This is a genomic window from Cloacibacillus sp. An23 (assembly GCF_002159945.1).
Classification (GTDB): domain Bacteria; phylum Synergistota; class Synergistia; order Synergistales; family Synergistaceae; genus Caccocola.
In genome coordinates, this window is sequence record NZ_NFJQ01000003.1 from 37,162 (window position 1) to 53,435 (window position 16,274).

Annotated in this window: 15 protein-coding genes; 13 read left to right on the plus strand and 2 right to left on the minus strand. The window is 53.9% G+C overall.

The features are described 5' to 3' along the window. Positions 1-2 precede the first annotated feature (2 nt). The 13 genes from B5F39_RS03425 (at position 3) to ilvA (ending at position 14,276) form a co-directional block, all read left to right on the plus strand. Positions 3-1,811, plus strand: a complete 1,809-nt coding sequence (locus tag B5F39_RS03425) for an FAD-binding protein (RefSeq protein WP_087363928.1) — start codon at positions 3-5, stop codon at positions 1,809-1,811. A gap of 15 nt (positions 1,812-1,826) precedes the next feature. Continuing rightward, positions 1,827-2,135, plus strand: coding sequence for a 2Fe-2S iron-sulfur cluster-binding protein (locus B5F39_RS03430; RefSeq protein WP_087363931.1), 309 nt, complete (start codon positions 1,827-1,829; stop codon positions 2,133-2,135). 33 nt (positions 2,136-2,168) lie between these two features. After that, positions 2,169-3,425: a divalent metal cation transporter gene (locus tag B5F39_RS03435; RefSeq protein ID WP_087363934.1), complete on the plus strand. Its 1,257-nt coding sequence runs from the start codon at positions 2,169-2,171 to the stop codon at positions 3,423-3,425. Positions 3,426-3,507: 82 nt separating this feature from the next. Next, a complete protein-coding gene (locus B5F39_RS03440; protein WP_087363937.1) occupies positions 3,508-4,251 on the plus strand; it encodes an SDR family oxidoreductase in 744 nt (247 codons plus the stop codon). 9 nt (positions 4,252-4,260) lie between these two features. Then, positions 4,261-5,427, plus strand: a complete 1,167-nt coding sequence (locus B5F39_RS03445) for an amidohydrolase (protein WP_087363940.1) — start codon at positions 4,261-4,263, stop codon at positions 5,425-5,427. A gap of 13 nt (positions 5,428-5,440) precedes the next feature. Further along, positions 5,441-6,286, plus strand: a complete 846-nt coding sequence (locus tag B5F39_RS03450; protein ID WP_158095916.1) for a nitroreductase family protein — start codon at positions 5,441-5,443, stop codon at positions 6,284-6,286. A 220-nt stretch (positions 6,287-6,506) separates the two neighbouring features. Next, the gene (locus B5F39_RS03455; RefSeq protein WP_087363945.1) at positions 6,507-7,823 is read left to right on the plus strand and encodes an L-serine ammonia-lyase, iron-sulfur-dependent, subunit alpha; all 1,317 of its coding nucleotides are present in this window, start codon (positions 6,507-6,509) and stop codon (positions 7,821-7,823) included. 220 nt (positions 7,824-8,043) lie between these two features. Further along, positions 8,044-8,901 carry a DUF3737 family protein gene (locus tag B5F39_RS03460; protein WP_087363947.1) on the plus strand — a complete coding sequence of 286 codons (858 nt, stop codon included), beginning with the start codon at positions 8,044-8,046 and terminating at the stop codon, positions 8,899-8,901. Positions 8,902-9,200: 299 nt separating this feature from the next. Then, positions 9,201-9,914, plus strand: coding sequence for a helix-turn-helix transcriptional regulator (locus tag B5F39_RS03465; protein WP_087363949.1), 714 nt, complete (start codon positions 9,201-9,203; stop codon positions 9,912-9,914). Between the two features lie 399 nt (positions 9,915-10,313). Continuing rightward, positions 10,314-10,787, plus strand: a complete 474-nt coding sequence (locus tag B5F39_RS03475) for a hypothetical protein (RefSeq protein ID WP_143330644.1) — start codon at positions 10,314-10,316, stop codon at positions 10,785-10,787. A gap of 25 nt (positions 10,788-10,812) precedes the next feature. Next, positions 10,813-12,387: a YadA-like family protein gene (locus B5F39_RS03480; protein WP_143330645.1), complete on the plus strand. Its 1,575-nt coding sequence runs from the start codon at positions 10,813-10,815 to the stop codon at positions 12,385-12,387. Between the two features lie 175 nt (positions 12,388-12,562). Then, entirely contained in the window at positions 12,563-13,012 is a 450-nt protein-coding gene (locus B5F39_RS03485; protein ID WP_087364370.1) for a hypothetical protein, read from the plus strand. 10 nt (positions 13,013-13,022) lie between these two features. Beyond that, the gene (gene ilvA, locus B5F39_RS03490; RefSeq protein WP_143330646.1) at positions 13,023-14,276 is read left to right on the plus strand and encodes a threonine ammonia-lyase IlvA; all 1,254 of its coding nucleotides are present in this window, start codon (positions 13,023-13,025) and stop codon (positions 14,274-14,276) included. Positions 14,277-14,418: 142 nt separating this feature from the next. Here the strand turns inward: ilvA and B5F39_RS03495 are convergent, their stop codons facing one another. Next, positions 14,419-14,877 carry an Lrp/AsnC family transcriptional regulator gene (locus B5F39_RS03495; protein WP_087363961.1) on the minus strand — a complete coding sequence of 153 codons (459 nt, stop codon included), beginning with the start codon at positions 14,875-14,877 and terminating at the stop codon, positions 14,419-14,421. A gap of 235 nt (positions 14,878-15,112) precedes the next feature. Continuing rightward, positions 15,113-16,255 (minus strand): saccharopine dehydrogenase C-terminal domain-containing protein, encoded by a 1,143-nt coding sequence (locus B5F39_RS03500; RefSeq protein WP_158095917.1) that lies wholly within the window; start codon positions 16,253-16,255, stop codon positions 15,113-15,115. Positions 16,256-16,274: the final 19 nt, after the last annotated feature.

The window sequence follows — 16,274 nt, forward strand, 5'->3', positions numbered from 1 at the left end:
ACATGCGTCACGGATTTGAACGAGTTATTGAAACGGATGTACTTGCCATAGGCGGCTCCGGCGCAGGAATAACAGCTGCGATTTATGCTTCACGGAATGGCGCCCAAACGGCTCTAGTTTCTAAAGGCAAAATCGGGGTCAGCGGCAATGCAATTATGGCAGGCGGAGGATTTGGCGTAGATGGAGAAAGCGGGAAAAATATTCTTCATTTGGACTATGCCGATCCGTCTTTTACCAAAGAACGGTTGTTTGACTGCATTGTGAAAGAGTCTTTTTATTTATCGGATCAAAATATGGTTCGTGAGTATGTAGACGACGGACCTGTTGTAATGAAAGATTATCTGGAGTGGGCTAAACGGTCCGGACAAGATTTTTTCTGCTGTCCGCCGGCTAACTGGATCGCTTCAGGTTTGAGCTTTACTAAGGCATTATCGCAAGGGCTGAAAGAAACGCCGGATATCGTGTGTCTTGAAGACGTAATGATCGCCGAGGTACTTACGGATGGGCAAAAAGTATGCGGCGCGGTTGGCGTAGATATTTACAGCGGTGAAATCATATTATTTAAGGCAAAAGCGGTCATAATAGGAACGGGAGGATATATGCCGTTTTCAATGAATAACACCGTAACTGATATGACCGGCGATGGCCCCGGGATGGCGTATCGCGCTGGGGCTCGTCTAACAGATATGGAGTTTATTCTTTCATTTCCGACAGCTGTTGTCCCCAAAGAAATGCGTGGATCGATATATCCGTATGTATTTGAGTATAACATGCGGAGTTTAAAGTACACTATAAGAGATAAAAATGGGAACCCCCTTCCGATACCGGAGCAAGTTATCAAGCTTTCACGCGGCGGAAAGTTAAGCAAACTGGTAACTTCATACTATTTCGGTTATGCTGCGGATAGCGGACTTGCCGGTCCTAACGGAGGCTTTTTCTACGACTATTCCGATAACAGTAAAGAAGTAAAAGACGAAAACTTTAAAATCTTCTACGACCGCTTCGACCGTTGGCACAAGCACGGTTACTATAAAGGCGAAAGCTTAGCCGAAGTTGAACGCATGATTTATAACAATGAGCCGCTCGAAGTCGGAATCGGCGCTGAATATTGCATGGGCGGCGTGGAAGTAGATGAACGCATGCGTACGTGCGTAGACGGCCTGTATGTGGCTGGAGAGGCCAGCAGCGGAGTATTTGGCGCATGTCGTGTCGGCGATGGCATGGTTGAAATGATGTGCCAGGGAATGCGTGCCGGTATTGATGCTGCCGCTTATGCTCAGGCTGTCACATCGACGACGCAGGCCGAGAAGTTGATCGAACCTGTGTTGGATAAAATCCTTGGCGTCTTTGAACACAAAGGCGGAATTAACCCTATTGCCTTGTATTCTGAGATACAAAGCTCATGTGATCGCGGATTTGGACTTATTCGCAGCGAAAACGGGCTCCAGCGTTCTCTCATCGAGATGAATCAGTTAGGTGATGCGTGGAACTGTGTGACGCTTAACAGTAAAAGCCGGTGTTACAACATGGAATGGCTCATGGCGCTGCAGGCTGAGAACTTAATTACATGCTGCAAGGCTGGCATAGTCGCTGCGCTGTCAAGAAAGGAAAGCCGAGGGTGTCATATACGCAAGGATTATCCTGAGGTTGATCACGACAACTACTTGATCAAATATGTGCATCATAACGAGGGCGGTGTTATGAAGACAGAGACACGAAAACCTGTTGTGCAAACGATGCCGCTGCCTCATGGGAAAAAAGAAAATGTAATCGAATATTTCCTTGATCCAACATTGAATTATAAACGTTAGAAAGGAGGAGCATTCATGAAAGTTCTTATAGACAGATATGATCCTGACACGCAGATAAAAAAGACGGATGAATTTGTTGTCGGAGATGATGTCTGTGACGGGATGACGGTGATGGGGCTGCTGAATTACATTGCACTCCATATTGACCACACGCTGGCCTATTATCGTCATAGTGTATGTGATCATGGAATATGCGGCAGATGTGTATTAGAAGTAAACGGCAAAGTACGGCTGGCTTGTATTACGCCCGTTAGCGGCTGCGGGCAGATACATCTTGCGCCGGTTTCAAGCCGTACTTTGGTTCGTGATTTAGTCACAAAATAATTTCAAGGAACACATTAAAAGGAGGACAATCGAATGGCTAATGCACAGCAGAGGAATGTCGATGAATTTCAGCTTCCAAAGGGCGGCCTGATTAAAAAGCTTATGTATATAATGGCTTTTATCGGGCCGGCATCTATGCTTTGTTCCACTTCAATGGGGCCTGGTACGGCATCTTCATGTATACAGGCCGGCTCAATGTTCGGTTATGACTTGTTATGGGCTATCGTATTGAGCGGGATTATGTGCGGCGGAGTTGCATACATTGGGGCTAAGGCGACGGCGCTTTCCGGGAAGGATGTATTTGAATTAATTCGGGAAAGAATCGGCAATGTTGCATGTTCGATTCTTTTTGTCGTCGTGCTGATCACATGGTATATGGTAATTTACAGCCAGGGCTCAATTATGCGCCATCTCAATGACATAATGTTTGGTGAACAGGCTGCTGCTGTGGCATACGTTGTAACCATTTTGCTTATTGCATATTTGTACTACGCCAGCACAAATAACCGCATTATCAAGATGGCTTCGATAATGTGTACTGTGATGGCGATTATATTTTTTATTAATGTGTTTTATGTACGTCCAAATATCGGTCAACTGATAGGCGGTATGGTGCCGAAACGCTTCTCCCTTGACGAGGCGATTATCATTGCCGGAGTTATCGGAGGATCCGCGCCGGGAACTTCTGCACTTTGGTATTCGTATTCTGTGAAAAACCAGCAATGGGACAAGCCTTCGGCGCTGGGGTTCATTAAATGGGACCAGATTGTATTTGCAGCAATGTTTACAATCTTCAGCCTCGGTATTTTCCTTTCCGGCGCTGCGGTACTGTTCCCTGCGGGCATAAAGGCCATGTCAGCGGTGGAGGCGGCGAAAGCTCTTGAGCCTCTGGCCGGAGTTTTGGGGACATATATTTTTATAGCGGGACTCTGGGGTGCTGTGTTTACCACTATAGGAGGCATGAGCACGTTAGGTTCATACTGCTTGAATTCGCTGTTCCATATCAGCAAAGACAACTCGGATGTAAAAGTCCGCCGGTTGATCTTGATAGGTATCGTGATAAGCTTGTTCGGAGGCATGTCCGGTGGAAACGCAATGAGTCTGCTGGTAAACTTTTTGGGGCTGCTCAACATTGGCGGATTAGTGATAATAACTATCCTTACTTATCTTACCAGCAATTCGAAATTTTCCGGACAGTATAAAAATAAATGGTATACGACCCTTATGGGACTTATCATTTTGGGATTCAACGCCTATTCGACTTGGACATATATTGCAAGATTCCTATAGGTTCGGTTGCACACTTTTAACTGACGCGTCCTTGGCGGCGAATGCCGTCAAGGACGTCTACGAAACGGAAGGGTGATACATTATGGAATTAGAAAATCGTGTAGCAGTTGTCACCGGAGCGAGTTCCGGCATCGGAGAAGTAATAGCTAAGTTTTACCTGAAAGAGGGAGCGTACGTATATGGCTGCGGGTTAGAGGAACAGGCCGCAATTGTTAATGAAAGGTTCCATTACCACAGAGCAAATATATGCGATCTGGCACAGGCAGACCTTGTAGCCAAGGGATGTATTGAAAAGTTTGGCCGGATGGATATTTTGGTTAATTGCGCCGGAGTGACTGGAATCGGCACAATAGACGATACATCCGTCGCAGAATTTCGTCGCCAATTCGAGATAAACGTCTTCGGCGTATATACGATGACGAAGGCTGCGATAGATTTGATTCGCCAATCAGAGCATGCCGTTATTATCAATATTGTGTCCGAACTTGGGGTAAAATGTATACCGGCACGCGTCGCTTATTGCCCGTCTAAAGCCGCTGTCGAAATGCTCACGAGATGTCTTGCCGTTGACTGTGGGCCGCGTGTGCGTGTGAACGGTATCCTCCCCGGGCTGACCGAAACTCCGATGACGAAAATGCGTTACGAAAACGCACTTGATCCGGAGGCAGAGAGACAGAAAACACGTAACCGGTATATCCTCAAGCGTATGTGTACGCCGGAAGATGTTGCAAACGGCGCCGTTTTCCTCGCCTCAGACCGCGCGTCTTTTATTACAGGAGATATGCTCGCTGTCTGCGGCGGAGGACAGTTTATTACTATGCAGTGAGGCGCGGTCATGGATGCGTTGAACGAAGCTAAGAGCTGCGAAGCTTCATTAATACAGCTGCGGCGCGATATACATAGGCATCCTGAACTCGGGTGGAAGGAACAACGAACACAGGATGTTATCTGCAAAGAGCTTGACGATATCGGATTGCCGTACGAGAAAGTCTGCGGTACCGGCGTTATCGCAAAACTTGAGGGGGATTTGCCTGGGCAAGTAATCGGAATTCGCGCAGATATGGACGCCCTGCCGATATCTGAAAAAAATAACTGCGAATACGTCTCAGAAAATCCAGGCGTTATGCATGCATGCGGACATGACTGCCATGTGGCGATGCTTCTTACTGCGGCTAGAATTTTAACCCGTCATAAAGATATTATACACGGCAGTATAAAATTCATATTCCAACCGGCAGAAGAAATAATCGAAGGCGCACATGAGATGTACAGGCTGAAACAAATGGCTGATATAAAACGCATTTTTGGAGCACATGTCTGGAATGCGTTAGATGTTGGGACTTTTTCTGCGGAATCAGGGGCGCGATTTGCAAGTGCGGATAATTTCTATATTACGGTCCGCGGGACAAGCGCGCATGGCGCGCAGCCGCATAATTCGGCCGACGCGATAGTATCCGCCTGCAGTATAGTTGGAGCGCTGCAGACGATAACGAGCCGTAATGTTGATCCGCTTGAACCTGCCGTTGTTACCGTCGGAACGATTGAAGGCGGCTCATCGCCGAACATAATTGCAAATCAGGTAAAACTTTCTGGAACGGCTAGGTCGTTCAGTCCGCGAGTGCGCGATTTCGTAGAAAAACGTATAGGCGAAATTTCAAGCGATGTCGCCAAGGCGTACGGGACGGAATGTGAATATGAATACCGCCGCTGCACTCCTGCGACGATAAATGATATTGCATCTACTGAGATAGTACGGGACGCCGTCATATCGCTCTTCGGCGATGCGAAGCTTGTCCACCTGGAGAAAACGACTGGAGGCGAAGATTTTGCCTGGTATCTAGAAGACATTCCGGGGGCATATTTATTTATTGGATCCCGGAATGAAAAGGCTGGCAAATATTCCCCGCATCACCACGAATGCTTTGACATTGATGAACAAGCGCTGGTAAACGGTACGGCGGTGTTGGTGCAGATCGGTTTAACTGCCGGACGTGAAGGCTGAAAGGAGAATGACAATGAGCGACAAAATCAACTTTGCGGCCGAGTTTAATAAATCTAAAGAAGAACTGCTGGCTATGGACGAGGTCGAGTTCCGCGCCAGATTTAGAGAACGTTGTCATCATACATTAGAAATACAGTTATATTCGGCCGCATACCGTGGGAAACCTCTTAACCCCAAACAAACCAAAACGACAGAGCTTTTCATGGAAGTGTGGCAAGAGCGCGGAATGCCGGAGACACTGCCGGAATATGTGTTTGCGTCTAGGTTGTTGTCTTTTGCACAGAAATTGGTACGCGGTGAAACGCTTGACCTCTCGCCATATGAAGTTTCGCCGCTTTCGCCAAGCGAACTTTCCGGGTTTGAACGTACTGTGTACGAACGCCGTTCGGTACGGGAATGGAGCGCACGTAAAGTTCCTGACGATATTATCGAAAAGGTTTTGAAAGCCGGTCTTTGGGCGGCACATGCTTGTAATCTTCAGTCCATTCGGTATCTGGTAATGCGTGAAGAACATTGTCCCGGTTTGTTTAGAGGCAGTGATATCCCAGGCGGTCCGCTGCACGTTGTAGTGCTGCAGGATATGCGAGTCTATAAAGCCAATCCGGTGATGCCGGAGAGCAATCAATTATTGGACGCCGGCGCCGCCGGACAGAATTTGGTGTTGGCGGCTCATGCGTATGGGCTCGGCGCTTGCTGGCTGACCTTTACAAGCGAAGAAATGAAACAGAGAATTCGTGACTATGTCAACTTGCCCGAATATATGCGCATGACGACTTATGTAGATATGGGCTATCCGGATCAGTCTCCATATCCGCCGCAGCGAATCTCTGTAGATGAAGCGGTGTACTATTGGAAGTAAAGCATAGCTGCGGTTTACGGCCGCGATATTCAAGATCTATGTCAAAATAGGGCTTAAATAAAATAAATGCATGTTTATATACCAAAGCCTTGTAGGTGTATGAATTGATAAAAGCAACATCTTTGCATAAACATATTTGATTTTAAGCTATAATCTGACTGTGTTGAACCATCGGCGGTAAACGCAGGACGAACCGAAAATCTGTCAAGGGGGAAAGATTATGCCCACATTGAAGGAATTTTTGCGCAGCGAAGTAAAACCGGCGCTCGGATGTACCGAGCCGGGGGCTGTGGCGCTCGCGGTTGCGCGCGCTTGCGCCGAGCTTCCGGACAGGGAGAACGTCGCGGCGGTGCGCGTCACCGTCAGCGCGAATATTTATAAAAACGGGATGGCGGTCGGCATTCCCGGCGCTGGAGGAGCGCGCGGCAACGCGATAGCCGCGGCGCTCGGCGCGATATGCGGCGACTCTTCGCGCGGCCTCGAGGTGCTCGCGGGGACGGCGCCGGAGGATGTGGCGAAGGCTGAGGCGTGGGTGAAGGAGAAGCGCGCGACTATCTACTGCGACCAGGACAGAGGCGGAGTCTACGTCCTCGCCTCGGTCTTTACGCCTGAACACAAGGCGATGTGCCTGATAGAGGGCAGCCATTCAAATATAGTCAAGGTTACGGCCGACGGGGAGACTGTGTTTGAAAAGGAGCGCGTCTCCGGCTCTTCGTCGGGCTTCGCCGACGACGGTTTCCCGACGAAGTTCGCCGACGTGCTCAAGATGGCGGACGAGATGGACGCGGAGGATGAAGATTTCATCTGGGAGGGCGTCGAGATGAACGACCGCATAGCGGCCGCGGGCATCAAGCCGGCAGGCGGAGGCAGCCTCCAGAGCAGTAATTTCGCGCTCGTCCTGCGCGACGACGAAAAGGTCGGCGATTTCGTGCCGGTGTCGCTCGAGATACGCACGACGGCTTCGGCGGCGGCCGAGGCGCGCATGTCGGGCGTGCAGCTTCCGGTCATGAGCAGCGCCGGCAGCGGCAACCACGGTATCACGGCTATAATCCCCATAGCGGTGCTGGGCCGCCGCACGGGCAAGAGCCGCACGGAGATAGCGAAGGCGATAGCCGTCAGCCACCTCGCGACGAGCTTCGTGAAGCGCAACCTCGGGCGTCTCTCGCCGGTCTGCGGCTGCTCCGTCGCGGCGGGCGCGGGCGCGGCGGCCGGCATGACCTATCTCATGGGCGGGAATTACGACCAGATATGCGCGGCTATGAGCCTGCTGCTTTCCGATATAGCGGGGATGCTCTGCGACGGAGCCAAGGAGAGCTGCGCGCTCAAGGTCGGCTCCGCGTCGTCGGAGGCCTACTGCGCGATGGAGTGGGCGATGAGCGGGCAGCATCTGGCCGTACCGCAGGGTGTTTTCGGCGCGTCCATCGAGGAGACTGTGGCGAACGTGGGCCGCGTCTCGCGCGAGGGCATGAAGACGGTGGACCGCGTCATGATAGATATTCTCGACGAACGCCACAGGCCGAACGAGGAAAATTTTTAGACGCCGGGCTTCGCCAGTAAATCTTCCCGCGCGGCGGAAGGCGTTCCCCGCGCGGTTTTTTATTGCCCGCAGCTTCCATGCCCGCGAGGCATTTTGTTTTATTAAAACGAAGTATTTGTCATAACCTTCCTTCAGGACTACATTTAACCGTGAAAATTACATGCGGCGGAGAGATTTTTTATCGCGCCGCCGTAAAAGGTCTTGGAAGGATGTGTCTGCTATGACTGTTATAGAGAATAAAACTTTCGACGAGGAACGCGCGCTTTACGGCAGCAGGGACGTGACGGTGAAGAACTGCCGTTTCGACGGCCCGGCGGACGGCGAGAGCGCGCTCAAGGAAAGCTCCGGCGTGCGCGTCGAGGGCTGTTTCTGCAATCTGCGTTATCCGTTCTGGCACGACCGCGGCCTTACGATACGCGGCTGCGAGCTGACGGAGCTCTGCCGCGCAGCAATATGGTATTCGGAGGACGTGGATATATCGGATACGAAGCTGCACGGTATCAAGGCGCTCCGCGAATGCGGAAATGTGACCGTGCGCGGATGCGACATAGTCTCGCCGGAGTTCGGCTGGTCCGTGCGCGACGTCACGATGGAAAACTGCACGGCCGAGAGCGAATACTTTATGATGCGCAGCCGAGACCTGCGCTTCACCGGAGTGACATTCAAAGGCAAATATTCGTTTCAGTACATTGAAAACGCCGTTTTCGAACGCTGCTCATTCGACACGAAAGACGCGTTCTGGCATTCGCGCGGCGTTGTGGTCAGAGACAGCGTAATTAAAGGCGAATACCTCGGCTGGTACTCTGAAGGGCTGACGCTCGTAAACTGCAAAATCTCCGGGACGCAGCCCCTCTGCTACTGCAAAGGGCTGAAGCTGATAAACTGCGAGATGGAAAACGCCGGCCTCTGCTTTGAAAAATCCGAAGTCGAAGCCGTCGTCACAACGCCAGTGACAAGCGTCAAAAACCCGCGCTCCGGCGTGATAGCCGTCCCGGCCGTCGGCGAGATAATCATGGACGACCCGGAGGCCCGCGGCGCGGTCGTCGCCGGCGGCGCTGTGAGCTGCGCGGCGCTGTGATAAAGGCCCGGCTTTCCGCGGAAACGGCGCGCGTAAGAAGCAAATGGCGGCGTCCCCTACGGGACGCCGCTTTTCGTATGGAGAAACCGCCGGCTTGCACGCGGCTTCACATAATAACGGGACCGTTGATATAATATTTTCGGTAAGCACATGCGCAACATTATGCCGAAGCATGATTCTATGCGGATATGGCAAAAGAGCTTCGGTATACAGCTTAAAAAACACAAGCCGGCGTGAGGACGCGCCTTTTGCGGCGCACCCGCGCGGGCCGGCGGGCCACAGCGGAAAGGCGGGAGGCAATGACTCAGGTAAGCGAAGCTCTCGGACAGAAAATCAGAGAGATAAGGAAGAACAGGCGCTGCACGCTCGAGGAGCTGGGGCGGGCCGTACATAAGAGCAAGGCGACGCTCTCCAAGTACGAGACGGGGGACATAGTCATAGACGTGGAGACTCTATGCGAGATAGCGCGCGCGCTGCGCGTGTCTGTGTTCAGCCTTATGAATCTGCCGGTCGGGGAAAGCCGCGCCGAGCCGCCGGAGGCCGCGGCGCCCGGCGGCCTGTTCGCCTCGCCGCTGGTCTATCTCTATTATTACGGAGGCGAAGAGAAGGCCGTCCACAGGAGCGTCATCGAGCGCTGCGAGGACGGCGGCGCGAAGCTTTACCACGAGGTCGCCTCCTTCGAGGATTACTGCCTCTGCTCGAAAGTCTACAAAGGCACGGTGCAGGAGTATTCGTTCTACACGCGTCTCCCTTTCGAGAACGAATTCTGCCGTCTCGACAGAATAACGATGATCTTCCCGTCGATGCTCAACGGTCAGAATTTCCTGCTCGGGCATCTGCTCATGATGAACCTTTCCAATCAGCCGGTCGGGGTGAAGGCGCTTGCGGCGAACCACGTCATGGCGGAGGACAGGCGTTTCCGCTCCATGCTGCAGGTATCGCGCGAGGAGCTGCGCCGCGTCCGCCGTACGAACTACTTCACTATAGACAGGGTCTCCGAGGCGGAGGCGTAGCGCTCCTCCTCCGCCACGTACAGCCGCCGCACGCCGCCGCGCGTGACGGCGGCTTTTTTATCGCGCGCCGCCGCGACAAGTTTCCGTGCCCGATGAAGCGCGGAACGGCCGCGCGTTTTATATAAATAGACCTTTTCGTGCCGCCGCGCCTCCGCTCGCGTGCAAGCGCGCATAAAAATCGCGCATACGGCGATTTTGTATATTGTTAAGAAACAAATCGCCCGTCCGTTTTATTTATATGAAAATTATCCAATTTGCTGCAAAGCCGCGCCGCGTCTATATTTCTCAACAGCTTCGCCGCAAAGGGAAAGCCGCGGCGCCGCGGCGGAGCGGGAAGAACCGCGCGTCCCGGCGCGCCTCGCCGCCGGAAGCTGGACCGGGGCGCGAAGGGGGGATGTTATGGCGGAACCAGGAATAAGACGCGGCCTCCTATTGTGGACGGCCGTCTGCCTTATGTTCGCCGCTTCGGCTGCGTCGGGCGAGGTTGCGGTGGCGGATGTGGCGCGGGTGATAGAGTCGAGCCGCCCCGGCATAGCCGGGCGGGCTGTCCTCGACGAGCTGAGGGGCCGGCTTGCGGACGAGCTTGTGCGTTACGCGGAAAAGCTCGGCGAAACGCCCGAAGCCGAGGCGGAGCTGTCGCGCAGATACGCCGAGGCGCAGGCGGCATACAGCGCCGAAGTGCGGCGGATTTCGGAGATACTGACGGACGTTCTGCGCGGCGCCGCGCAGAAATGGCTGAAGAACAACAAGCGCGGCGTCACGGTAATCATACCTGCGGACTCGGCGCTGGCCGCTTCGGGCGGCGCGGACGTCAGCGACGAGCTTCTGCGGCAGATGGACAAAATAATGGTGGATTTCACGCAAAAGCGATGACGACAAACGACAGGAGTGATATATGATGTGCGGAGATGATAAGAAAAACGGCCCGCCAGTGCCGGAGGCCGGGGAAGTGCGGCTTTCTTACGTGCTTTTCCTGGCCATACTGATACTGATGCTCGTCCTCTGCGCCCTGCTTATGGGCTCGGCGGAAGCGAGCGGCGCGGAACGCGGGCAGACGGCGGGGCCCGGTTCGCCGGTCAAGGTGATAGTGGGTCGGGGGCCTTTCTCCATCACGGTCACGGATGATAACAAGGTCACGGCCGCTGGCGCTGCAAATACCAGCGTAGATAATGCCAGCAACAACGCCGGCGATATAAAAAGCGCCGCCGCGCCAGGCGCAGATCGCGGCTCCCTCTCGGTCGAATACGACGACGATGAGAAATATTCGGTCACGCTGGGCAAAAAACGATCGAACGGCACGGTGGGTCAACCGGTCCGCCTGAAGAACGTCAAAAGAGGCGTCTCTGCGCTGGACGCCGTGAACTACTCGCAGCTTGAAGGGGTCGGGACGGCGCTCTCAAACAGAATCGCGAGGGCGATGCTGCGCTCCGTGAACTACGACGACAAGGATAAGAGGGATTCCGTGACCTTAGGGGACGGCAGCGTTCCCGTCAAACTCCGCAACGTCGCCGGCGGCGAAGTCAAGCAAGGCGGGCTCGAGGCCGTGAACGGCGGCCAGCTCTGGAAACTAGGCGAATCGGTCGGGAAGGCGCTCGGCGGCTTCTTTAGTACGAGCAATTACGTAGACGGGGTCGCCTTCGGAGGCTTCGACATAAACGGAGAGAAATTCGCTAGCGTTGAGGAAGCCCTTCAAAAAATCGCCTCTTCCCCCGCTCCAGCCCCCTCTTCGGAGCCGAAGAAAAGCGAATGGACGCTTTCCGTCAACGGCGAAGAGACTAAAATAACCGACGGAAGCCGCATCGCGATAGCCGAAGGCTCCAACATAAATATAAGCAAAGACGGCAAAAGCGGCGAATACCGCATAAACGTCAGCGACGCGCCGTCCTTCGGAAGCCTCCGCGCCGGCGGCGTGCGCATAGACGGAAACGGCATAGAGATGGGCGGCAGGCGCGTGACAGGCCTCGCGGACGGGCGGATCGTCCGCGGCGGAAGCGACGCCGTGACGGGCGGACAGCTGTGGGAAACATATCGCAGAATAGACGAAATAGACAAGCGCGCGAAAATGATAGGCGCGCACGCGGCGGCCCTCTCCGCGCTCCACCCCGTGCCCTACGACCCGTACGCTCCGACGACCCTCAGCGCCGGCATAGGCGCGTACCGCGGCGAATACTCGGCGGCCGTCGGCGCGTTCCACTACGTCCGCGAAAACCTGCTCGTCAACGCCGGCCTCTCGCTCAACAGCGGCGGAGACCTCATGGCCCGCGCCGGCGTAAGCGTAGCCGTGGGCCGCGGCGGGACGCGCGTACAGCCGCCCTCCGCGGACGCTGAAAGCATGCGGCGTGAGCTCGCCGAGCTGAAACGCGCCGTCGCGCAGCTTAAAAAGGAAAACGAACGCGGCAAACAAAAAATACGCAGACTGGAAAAACTGGAAAAGACATCGGACGCGCGGCAAACGACGCGCCGGGACGGCTGACCTTCCTTCCTCCTTGCAGCGCTCCCTCCCGTGTGACGGGCGGCCTTCGGGCCGCCCTTTTTACCTTACGCCCGCGGCGGGGCGGCGCTATTTAGTGTATAATTCGGAGAAGGAGGCCGAAGGGCGAAGCTCCCGGCCCCGCTTGAAAACCGGAAGAAAGGGAAGTGTCATAAAAATGAAACGCAACATTAAAAACGCCGCCGCAGCGCTCGCGATATGCGCCGTCTTCGCGATGGCCGCGCCCTCTGCGCGCGCACTCGACTTCGGAGACATACTCAAAAAAGGCGCGATAGGCGTAGCCGGAGGCTGGCTCGTCACCGCCATATCGCCGCAGATGAACGACTTCATCAACACAATAACCTTCAACAAAGGCGTCGCCTACGACGGATTCACCAAAGTCGTCCCAATAGTATCCATAGGAGACGGCGCGCGCATCGGCGCGGCGCAGGTCGGCGCCAACACGCAGGACGCGATAGACCGCACGCAGGCCGTCGCGCAGCTCGAAGGCGAATTCAGCAGCGTCCGCGCCACCGCCCTCATCCCCATAGACTCGCTCAACCCGCTCAAACAATTCCGCCGCGTCAAAGGCGTCGGCGTAACAGCGATAATCAACGTCAAGCTGTAGGTGGGATAAAATGTCCGACTACCGCCCGCAGCTACACGACATACAGAAAGCCAAGCAGCGCATCAGCGGCGTTGTGGTAAACACGCCGCTCACCCTCAACGTCCCGCTCTCCGAGCGCTACGGGGCCAATATCTGGCTCAAGCGCGAAGACATGCAGATAGTGCGCTCCTACAAAATACGCGGCGCGTACAACAAAATAGCGGGCCTCTCGCCCGAAGAGCTCGCGCGCGGCGTCGTCTGCGCGTCGGCGGGCAACCACGCGCAGGGCGTCGCTCTCGCATGCAGCAAACTCGGCATCATCGGCACGATATTCATGCCGAAACCCACGCCGAACCAGAAAATACATCAGGTCAAAATGTTCGGCAAGGACAACGTCAATATAGTCCTCACGGGCGACACCTACGACGACTCATGCGCCGAGGCGCTCGCCTGGTGCCGCGAGCACGACGGGACCTTCATCCACCCGTTCAACGACCCTCAGATAATCGAAGGCCAGGCGACCCTCGGCCTCGACATCCTCAGCGAAGCCTGCTGCGACTTCCACTACATCCTGCTGCCCATCGGAGGCGGCGGCCTCATGTCCGGCGTCGGCAGCGTATTCAAAAACCTCAGCCCCGACACGTGCGTCGTCGGCGTCGAAGCCGCGGGAGCCGCCTCGATGCGCGCCGCCTTCGACAAAGGCGAGCCCGTCGCGCTGCCGCAGATAGACAACTTCGCCGACGGCATAGCCGTGCGCAAAGTCGGCGACATAACATACGACATCTGCCGCGAAGTCGTGGACAAACTCGTAGCCGTCCCAGAAGGCCAGATATGCACCACCATACTGCGCCTCTACAACGAAAGCGCCATAGTCGTCGAGCCGGCCGGCGCCGTCTCCGTCTCGGCGCTCGAAAACATAAAGGACGAAATACGCGGCAAAAACGTCGTCTGCGTCATAAGCGGCAGCAACAACGACATAACGCGCATGGAAGAGATAAAAGAGCGCTCGCAGCTCCACGAGGGACTCCAGCACTACTTCATAGTCCGCTTCCCCCAGCGCGCCGGAGCCCTGCGCGAATTCCTGGAGCACGTACTCGGCCCGGACGACGACATCACATTCTTCGAATATTCTAAGAAAAACTCGCGCGAACGCGGCCCAGCCGTAGTCGGCATCGAACTCCAGCGCGCCGAAGACTACGCCCCGCTCGTCAAGCGCATGAACGAACGCAACATAGTCTACGAATACCTCAACGACAAACCGGACCTGTTCCAGTTCCTGGTGTAAATATGGACGCCGGACGACGCGGAGAAGATAAACCTACGACCGGCATCATCATGTTATAAAAGCGGCGGGCCTTGAATCGCCGTTTTTATAACATGGGCGGCGGACATCGTGTATGAAAGAAGGATAACCGGGCTGCCTATTTTTAGCCGCCGTCCGAGTTTTCCATGCCTGTTATCTCCCTCATGACAAGCAGAGTATATGTCCTGCCGACGGTTTTATATAAATAATCCATGAAAGAGCTCAGTTCGTCTTTATTTGCTATATGCACTTCAAGCATATAATCGTATTCGCCTGAGACCATATAGATATTGAATACTTCGTCCCTTTCGATAAGAAAATGAGGCACGTCTCCAATGAATTTATCGTCCTTTAATAAAATGAAGGCGTGTATGGCATATCCGAACTTTCCCCAGTCGATTTTTGCGTTGTAAGCGATTATGCCTTTCTTTTCCTCCATCTTTTTCGTGCGGTCGTAAACTGATGAAGCCGAGAGCGCTATTTTTTCGCCGAGCTTTTTATATGATATTCTGCAATCCCTATGCAGTTCATATGCGATTTGAAAATCTACATCGTCCATCTCAAGTCTGGTCGGTTTGATCATACATATCAGCCCCTTTTCGCTATAGTATTCATTGCCATGTTGCTGCAGTTAACGGCATAAAAATAAGGCATACCTATGTGTATGTTGTATATATTCTCCATAATTATAAACAAAAAATTTTTCTGCAACAATCGATTTACCATAGCAAAATAGCAAAGGGCGTCTAAAAAATAATTTTTTCAGACGCCCTTCCGGCGTAGGCGGCTTTACGTACGGTACCGGCCCAGCCGTCTGTCTAAATCTCTTCGACTAATACGCTGTGCTTGAATACTATGCCGTGTTCGGCGAGCTGCGGCATGAGGTAGCTATAGAATTTGTCGTCCGCCGCGAGCGATTCCGGCGCATGGAATCCGGGCTCTGAAATGATGCCGTAGGCGATCGCCCTCGCCGTAGCCGCGCACGGATATCCGGTCGTGCGCGCCATTGAATGCAGCATCTGCTCTTCGTCGAATTTGTCAACTAGGTCCCAGGTGTTTGTAACATACTTTCCGTCTTTGGGGCCTTTTGCGACGACGCGCATGACGGTTAAGTCGCGGTCGCCTTTTTCAGGTCTCAGCGTCCATAGCGGACGGAAAAGCTCCGTTGTAACGTTGAACGGGATCACATCTTTTCCGTCGACGACGACCGGCTCTTTGCTGAAACATCCTGCCGCCTTAAGTATATTGATAGTATCTACGTATCCAGGCCAGCGCATCGTCTTTTCTGCTACGAATTTTCCTTTGACGTTTTCAGAAGCTGAACGAAGCCCGTCGGTGAAGAACGCTTCAAGTCTGCCTACGCCGGGGATATCTATTTCTTCAAGGCCGCTGAGCGCAGGTGTTTCGGTGATTTTGTTGTCCTTCACGTATCTGGCGGGCCAGCAGTATTCGTTCATCGTATCTTCAAGGCAGAAAACGGTTCTGTAATTGAACGGGGGGTCAAGCTTATCCGGGATTCCCCCGACATATATGCATCCAAAATCAAGCTCGTCCACCATCGTCCCGCCTCTTGCCACAAGATAGTTCGACATGCCGGGGGCTATCCCCATATCGAAGACGGCTACGGAACCGCTTTTCTTTGCTATCTCGTCCATCCCGCTGCTATGCAGATAACCGCTTGGACTTACGTAGTTTTTTCCCATTTCGAGTATCTGCTTCTGTGAGGCCTCCTCGAGATGGCTCGGAAGGAGCCCGCATATTACATCGGCGTCTTTTGCCGCTTCAGCGAGGGCGGCGGCATCGTCGGCGGATTTCTGGATCTTTTTGATGTCGTTTCTGTCTCCGAGCGAAGCCAGTGCTTTTTCAAACGGATCCATTACCGTGACCTCGAAATCCTTCGCGAGGTCTATGGCGACGGTTTTCCCTATGAGGCCGCATCCTAATACCAATGCTTTTTTCATTGTCATCTGCTCCTTTTAT

Bases quoted from the DNA above. Each gene is read 5' to 3' on its own strand.
- B5F39_RS03435 (WP_087363934.1), top strand. From the start codon at position 2,169: ATGGCTAATGCACAGCAGAGGAATGTCGATGAATTTCAGCTTCCAAAG.
- B5F39_RS03465 (WP_087363949.1), top strand. From the start codon at position 9,201: ATGACTCAGGTAAGCGAAGCTCTCGGACAGAAAATCAGAGAGATAAGG.
- B5F39_RS03430 (WP_087363931.1), top strand. From the start codon at position 1,827: ATGAAAGTTCTTATAGACAGATATGATCCTGACACGCAGATAAAAAAG.
- B5F39_RS03455 (WP_087363945.1), top strand. From the start codon at position 6,507: ATGCCCACATTGAAGGAATTTTTGCGCAGCGAAGTAAAACCGGCGCTC.
- B5F39_RS03475 (WP_143330644.1), top strand. From the start codon at position 10,314: ATGGCGGAACCAGGAATAAGACGCGGCCTCCTATTGTGGACGGCCGTC.
- ilvA (WP_143330646.1), top strand. From the start codon at position 13,023: ATGTCCGACTACCGCCCGCAGCTACACGACATACAGAAAGCCAAGCAG.
- B5F39_RS03495 (WP_087363961.1), bottom strand. From the start codon at position 14,877: ATGATCAAACCGACCAGACTTGAGATGGACGATGTAGATTTTCAAATC.
- B5F39_RS03450 (WP_158095916.1), top strand. From the start codon at position 5,441: ATGAGCGACAAAATCAACTTTGCGGCCGAGTTTAATAAATCTAAAGAA.
- B5F39_RS03480 (WP_143330645.1), top strand. From the start codon at position 10,813: ATGTGCGGAGATGATAAGAAAAACGGCCCGCCAGTGCCGGAGGCCGGG.
- B5F39_RS03460 (WP_087363947.1), top strand. From the start codon at position 8,044: ATGACTGTTATAGAGAATAAAACTTTCGACGAGGAACGCGCGCTTTAC.
- B5F39_RS03440 (WP_087363937.1), top strand. From the start codon at position 3,508: ATGGAATTAGAAAATCGTGTAGCAGTTGTCACCGGAGCGAGTTCCGGC.
- B5F39_RS03425 (WP_087363928.1), top strand. From the start codon at position 3: ATGCGTCACGGATTTGAACGAGTTATTGAAACGGATGTACTTGCCATA.
- B5F39_RS03500 (WP_158095917.1), bottom strand. From the start codon at position 16,255: ATGAAAAAAGCATTGGTATTAGGATGCGGCCTCATAGGGAAAACCGTC.
- B5F39_RS03445 (WP_087363940.1), top strand. From the start codon at position 4,261: ATGGATGCGTTGAACGAAGCTAAGAGCTGCGAAGCTTCATTAATACAG.
- B5F39_RS03485 (WP_087364370.1), top strand. From the start codon at position 12,563: ATGAAACGCAACATTAAAAACGCCGCCGCAGCGCTCGCGATATGCGCC.